Here is a 5,720-nt window from a genome sequence, read left to right on the forward strand (position 1 = left end):
CACGATCAACTTGCCATCGAAAACCGCCCAGTCCAAAGTAGCCTTTGATACATCAATGCCGATGTAATAGTAAATGTCCATGACAACGATTAATTTTAGAGTGAATTAAGCTGCTTGCTTTTGCCTCAATACCTTTCTAATGGGTCTGCTAACCCGCATTTCTATTTGAGTATTAGCAAGCGGCACGGACTGGCCTCTGAATCGGCCCATGGGTCTGTAGCCCAGCCGAGCGATAGGATGTGCCAGTCCGTTTTGCTTACCAGCAAGCTATCCCAAATCTTGGAATATTCTCACCCAACAAACCTAAAGGCCGGGCTGTAATCAATCGGAATGAGAATGGTTTTCATCGGGCATCCAGGTTAAACGTGATCAATTGTGGGGGCTCTTACAACCCGGGTTGGGATGGTGGGGTGGTGCTGATTGAATGACCCGTAAGTCGGCTTCGTCAACGCAAGAATAACGACCGGCCAGGTAACAAGCCCTGATGGATTGTCATTCCAAGGCCTGATTCTGATCAATAGTCAGTCTCCCGCTGGCCGGCGTGCCGGTAATCCACGGGTGGGGCTCTCATCGGAAACGTGAAGCGAACTTGATCAAAATCACCCGTTCGGGTAAGTCTGGTCAGGGTGAAAGTGCCGCCAGTCTGGTTGTTTTGAGGCACCATTCCCAACGAATTATACGATGAAGACGATCCTGGTTCCTACCGATCTGAGCCCAATGACCACCTATGCCCTGGACGTAGCCGTCGGTCTGGCCCGCACCCACCAAGCCGAAATTGTGCTGTTGCACACGGTTCTCTATCAACTGGTCGCCCAGCCTGCGGGCGACTATACACCGGAATTTTCGGCAATCATGGCCGAAAATTACGAGATGGCTTACCAGCAGGCGCAGCAGGACCTGCAAGCGCTGGCCAGCAACCCCCGCTACGCTGGAGTCGTCATCAAAACCAAGCTGGGCAGCAACCTGGATGGGTTAATTCGCTGCATCAACGAGCAGCCCGCGGATCTGATTGTGCTGGCTTCCCAGGGTGCCTCCGGTTTAATGGAATGGCTGGAGGGGTCCAACGCCGAGCGAATCGTCCGGCACGCCCACTGCCCGGTGCTGGTGGTCAAAGGTCCCATCGAACACTTCCAGCCGAAAAACATTGTCTGCGGGATCGACCTGGATGAAAAACTTAAAGAGCGTCATATGTATCCGTTCCAGCTCACTGATCAGGGCCTGCAGCAGTTTGTTTATGTTTTGACACCCCATGATGTACATGAGCCCGAAGGCATCCGGCAGTGGATGGATGAACTGGCTCTGGCCAAAGGTATTGCGCATTATCAGTTGAGCATCTGGCGGGCACCGGCCGTAGCCGAAGGTATTCTGGATTTTGCCGACCAGCAGCAGGCGGATCTGATTGTGCTTTACACGCACGGGCGCACGGGCTTGAGCCACTGGATTCAGGGGAGTGTGGCCGAGGATGTACTCAACCACGCCAAAGTTCCCGTCCTGGTGATGCGAGCCTGATGATTCCAAGATGTGCTTGACCCTTTCTCCCCTGAATGTTATGATCCTTACCCTGACGCTAAACCCTGCTGTAGACATTAGTACGACCGTGGATCGTCTGATACCGGAGCAAAAACTGCGGTGCGCTACCCCTCGTTATGATGCCGGCGGCGGAGGCATCAATGTCTCCAAAGCCATCCACCGGCTGGGCGGCAGTACGCTGGGTTTGTTTCCCGTTGGGGGACCTACCGGAACCTTGCTGGAACAGCTGGTCGCCCAGCAACAGATCGACTACCAAACCGTTCCCATAGCGGGCTGGACCCGGCAAAGCTTTGTGGTATCGGAAACCGGTAGTCAGCAGCAGTTCCGTTTTGGTTTGCCAGGTCCCACCTGGTCGAATGAGGAAGCTAGTCAATTGCTCGACACCCTGCAAAGATTTTCCCGTCGAGTCGAATATGTTGTAGCCAGTGGAAGTCTGCCGCCCGGCTTGCCTGCCGATTTTTTTGCCACCTTGGCCCAGCAGGCAAAAAAAATGGGGGCCCGGTTGGTCCTCGATACGTCGGGCCCACCACTGCAAAAGGCCATTTACGAAGGCGTCTTTCTGCTCAAACCCAATGTAGGGGAGTTAGCGGCTCTGGTTGGCGAGGAGAAATTGGAAGGAACCGAAGTCGAGGAGGCCGCCCGGGCCGTGGTTGTAGGAGGTGGCTGCGAAATCATGGTTGTTTCACTGGGACCCAATGGGGCCGTGATGATGACCAAAGAAATGGCCAAACGCTGTCAACGTGGTCTACATATGCCGGCACCGACGGTGAAGAAACAAAGTACGGTGGGTGCGGGTGACAGCATGGTTGGCGGCCTGGTGTACGCCTTGTCCCAGGGGCAAGGTTATGAAGACATGCTGCGGCTGGGCGTGGCCTGTGGTACGGCGGCCACCATGAATCCCGGCACGGAACTGTTTCATCTTTCGGATGTCCAGCGGCTACTGAGCGGAATGAATTGCCAGCCGCGTTTAGAGCCCCAGCACTTGCTGGTAGCGGGATAACCGCCTGGGGTTATACAGGATCAGTAGGCCAAGTCCCCAGGCGGTAATGACCATACCGATCGTGTTCATCAACCGCGGTTCCCCCAGGTCAGCCATGAAAGTAATGTCCATACTCGCGTGAAACAACGCGCAGGCCAGCACACTACCCCGGCTGCTGTTAAAAAGCCAGGTAAAGAGGAACGACCCCGTTACCAGGCTGACCAGCCACCCACTGATGCCTCCCATATCCATCGTGTAATACCCCGAGCGCTGGTAAAAGAAGAGGGGCCAGTGCCACAGCGCCCACCCGGCGGTGATCAGCAGGGATGCCGCCCAGGCGGGGTAGCGTTGCTGCAGGTGGGGCAGAGCAAACCCCCGCCAGCCCGCTTCTTCCCCGAATCCGACCACAAACACATTCAAAAGAATAAAAGCGGCAGGATGAATGCTGGACAATTCCCGCGAGCGCCACAGCCCGCTCCAGTCGATCGCCAAAAGTTCCCCCGATGAAATAACTCCCGTAGCGAAGCCAAGTAGCAGAAAAGGGATGATTGGAACCACCAGCCAGTAAAAAGCGGGTCCCCGCGGCACCAGTAGACTGCGGGCAAGTCGCTGCAGACCCGCTTGATCATTTTCAATATAAGTCCATAAACCGGCCGCCAGCAGCGGCCCGGTTAAGCCCAGGTAATGCAGAAAAGCGGAATACTGCCAGGATTCAGGGAAGCCGGGCATGAGATAGGGCGACCAGCAAATCCAGGAAAACCCGTAGGCCGTTAGAAAAAAACCGATTATCTTTTTCATGTTAATCCGGGGCCGTTCAGGGCGGAGGTAACGCTCATCCTTCTGAAAGAAGGGAAAAGGGCGGGTGCACCTATACAGGAGTAATGGGTGCACCAGACGCACCAGGTTTAAAAGATTATGACTCTTTGCTTCCAGACCCCCGCGTGAAAAGCCTCAAAAAACAGTTATCCTTAGGTTGGCAGCTTTCAATTTCCTTACGCCTGCTTCCCCTTAAAGTTAAGCCGGAAACCGGCCTGTAGGAATAATCAGCTTTTTCGTACGAAAAAGCTGGCCGTATAAAACGGGGACCCAGCCGCCGTTACGACCCAGGGTGAAGCCCGCCAAAGCCAGGGGTGGATAAATCCGGGTAAAAAAGACTCAGCAATCCGAAGAACGATCCAGCCATTGCCCCGCAGAAAGAAACGAACCCGTTTTTGCTAGTGGTCCAATCCCTAGGCAGTCAACCCGTTCGACAACTCAAAGCGGTTGTAGCCTAACGCATCCGATGAATGGAGCGTTTGAGCAGCGGGGGACTGAAGCCGGAAGCGATTGAAAAAGTACCGAGGCTAATTGTACCCCGGTTAATATTCCTTAGCCGGCGGTTGCATAAGCCTCCTGCGGACGATCTTGGCGAGCCTGCTGATCTTCTGCTATACGCAGCACAACCCGGCCGTCGATGCGGCCAGCGGCCATATCGGCCAGCACCCCATTGATATTTTCCAGGCGGTCCAGGTGGTAATGCACTTTCACTTTACCCTCGGCGGCAAAAGCCAAACTCTCTACCAAGTCCTGGCGGGTGCCAACAATGGAGCCCCGTACTGTTTTGCGCGTCAGGACAACATCAAAGATATCCAGGTCAAACGTGCCGGGGGGTAAACCTACCAGCGACAGCGTACCGTGCCGTCGTAACATGCCGACGGCCTGGGCAAATGCTGACCGGGATACGGCCGTTACCAGCACACCGTGGGCGCCGTTCAGTTGCTGATGGATCGCCGTCACGGGGTCTTCCTGAGCCGCATTGATGACCAGATCGGCTCCAACCGCCTTGGCCAGGGCCAGCTTTTGCTCCTGAATGTCCACGGCCGCAACGCGCATACCCATGGCTTTGGCGTATTGTACAGCCAGGTGACCCAGGCCGCCAATGCCCGAAATAACAACCCATTGGCCGGGTTTTACTTCCGTTTCCTTCAGGCCTTTGTACACCGTGACACCGGCACAAAGAATGGGGGCGGCCTGCTCAAAGGAAAGTCCATCGGGCAGATGGCCAACGTAATTCGGATCCGCCAGGACGTATTCAGCGTAGCTTCCCTGAACGGAATAGCCGGTGTTCTGCTGATCCGGGCAGAGCGTTTCCCAGCCGGTATGACAGTGCTCACAATGGCCGCAGGCCGTGTATAACCAGGGCACCCCTACCCGGTCGCCGATTTTGACCTGGGTAACGCCGGTTCCGACGGCTACGACCGTACCGACACCCTCATGGCCGGGTATTAACGGTAAGGTGGCTTTTACTGGCCAATCGCCGTTGATGGCGTGCAGGTCCGTGTGGCAGACCCCACAGGCGGCCACACGCACTAAAATACGGCCTGGTACGACCTGGGGAACCGGAACTTCTTCAAGCTGGAGCGGCTGGCCATAGGCCCGGGCAACGGCCGCCTTCATCATGGCTGGAATCATAGCTGTTGGGAAAGGAAAGTGAAATTCAGTGACATCAGCAAAAGTACACCGGGGGTAGGGGCGAACCTATGAGCAGAATCACCAGGACATAAGACCTTCATCAAGCCTTGTCAAACCAGTTCTGCCTCTTTATGCTGTCCTGGATATGCTGACTAGGGAGGGCCACTTAAACCACCCACGGGAAGTGTTTCTATTGACTTGTTCATGTGTCAGAACGGTAAATTAGGAGCCTGGACGAAGGCTTACCTGACCTTTTCCCGCTCACGGCTGCCAGCGGAACATGGGCAGGTTACGTTTTCCTTTCTATCGATCTCCAATAGGTCCGGCGAAATAAATGGTCTCTGGGGAAGGTGAAACCGTTAGCTTATACATCCTGCATCTTGTTCCAGGGTGGAATCTTTGGTGTACGTCGTCAGCAGAAAGTGGACAACTTAAGTTGGAAAGGGAAGAGAGGCTTTAAGCGCTTTGTGCTTGCTGACAAATATAATTTTTCCGCCGTTGCAACAGCGTTAAGTGCTTGACTTTTTGCCGTTCCGCCAACAGATCCTGCTGGCGGCCCCAGTAAACGTCAGCTGGTGTCACATTATTAAGTGATTCATGGTAGCGATGATTGTTATAATAATCGACCCATTCACCAATCCGCCTACTCAACTCATCGGGACTGTAATAGTGTTCAAGCAAGACAACGTTTTTCATTGACCGGTGATAGCGCTCAATTTTACCCTGGGTCATGGGATGGAAAGGGGCGCTTCGAATGTGG

At 54.7% G+C, this 5,720-nt stretch carries 5 protein-coding genes; 2 read left to right on the top strand and 3 right to left on the bottom strand.

Annotation, left to right across the window (positions count from 1 at the left end):
• The first annotated feature begins 681 nt into the window (after positions 1 to 681).
• Together LX87_RS28350 and LX87_RS28355 are read left to right on the top strand one after the other, a co-directional pair.
• Positions 682 to 1,509, top strand: coding sequence for a universal stress protein (locus LX87_RS28350; protein ID WP_111631671.1), 828 nt, complete (start codon positions 682 to 684; stop codon positions 1,507 to 1,509).
• Between the two features lie 40 nt (positions 1,510 to 1,549).
• Positions 1,550 to 2,530 carry a 1-phosphofructokinase family hexose kinase gene (locus tag LX87_RS28355; protein WP_111631672.1) on the top strand — a complete coding sequence of 327 codons (981 nt, stop codon included), beginning with the start codon at positions 1,550 to 1,552 and terminating at the stop codon, positions 2,528 to 2,530.
• On the opposite strand, the gene LX87_RS28360 is transcribed toward LX87_RS28355, so the two are convergent.
• The 3 genes from LX87_RS28360 to LX87_RS28370 form a co-directional block, all read right to left on the bottom strand.
• Positions 2,498 to 3,307 (bottom strand): type II CAAX endopeptidase family protein, encoded by an 810-nt coding sequence (locus LX87_RS28360; RefSeq protein WP_111631673.1) that lies wholly within the window; start codon positions 3,305 to 3,307, stop codon positions 2,498 to 2,500. The two genes, LX87_RS28355 and LX87_RS28360, sit on opposite strands and share 33 nt — an antisense overlap.
• A gap of 570 nt (positions 3,308 to 3,877) precedes the next feature.
• Positions 3,878 to 4,960, bottom strand: coding sequence for an alcohol dehydrogenase AdhP (adhP, locus tag LX87_RS28365; RefSeq protein WP_211325394.1), 1,083 nt, complete (start codon positions 4,958 to 4,960; stop codon positions 3,878 to 3,880).
• Between the two features lie 456 nt (positions 4,961 to 5,416).
• On the bottom strand, positions 5,417 to 5,720 hold a 304-nt coding region (locus LX87_RS28370; protein ID WP_146624572.1), incomplete at its 5' end, for an integrase core domain-containing protein.

This window comes from Larkinella arboricola, assembly GCF_003259745.1.
In the GTDB taxonomy this organism is placed as follows: domain Bacteria; phylum Bacteroidota; class Bacteroidia; order Cytophagales; family Spirosomataceae; genus Larkinella; species Larkinella arboricola.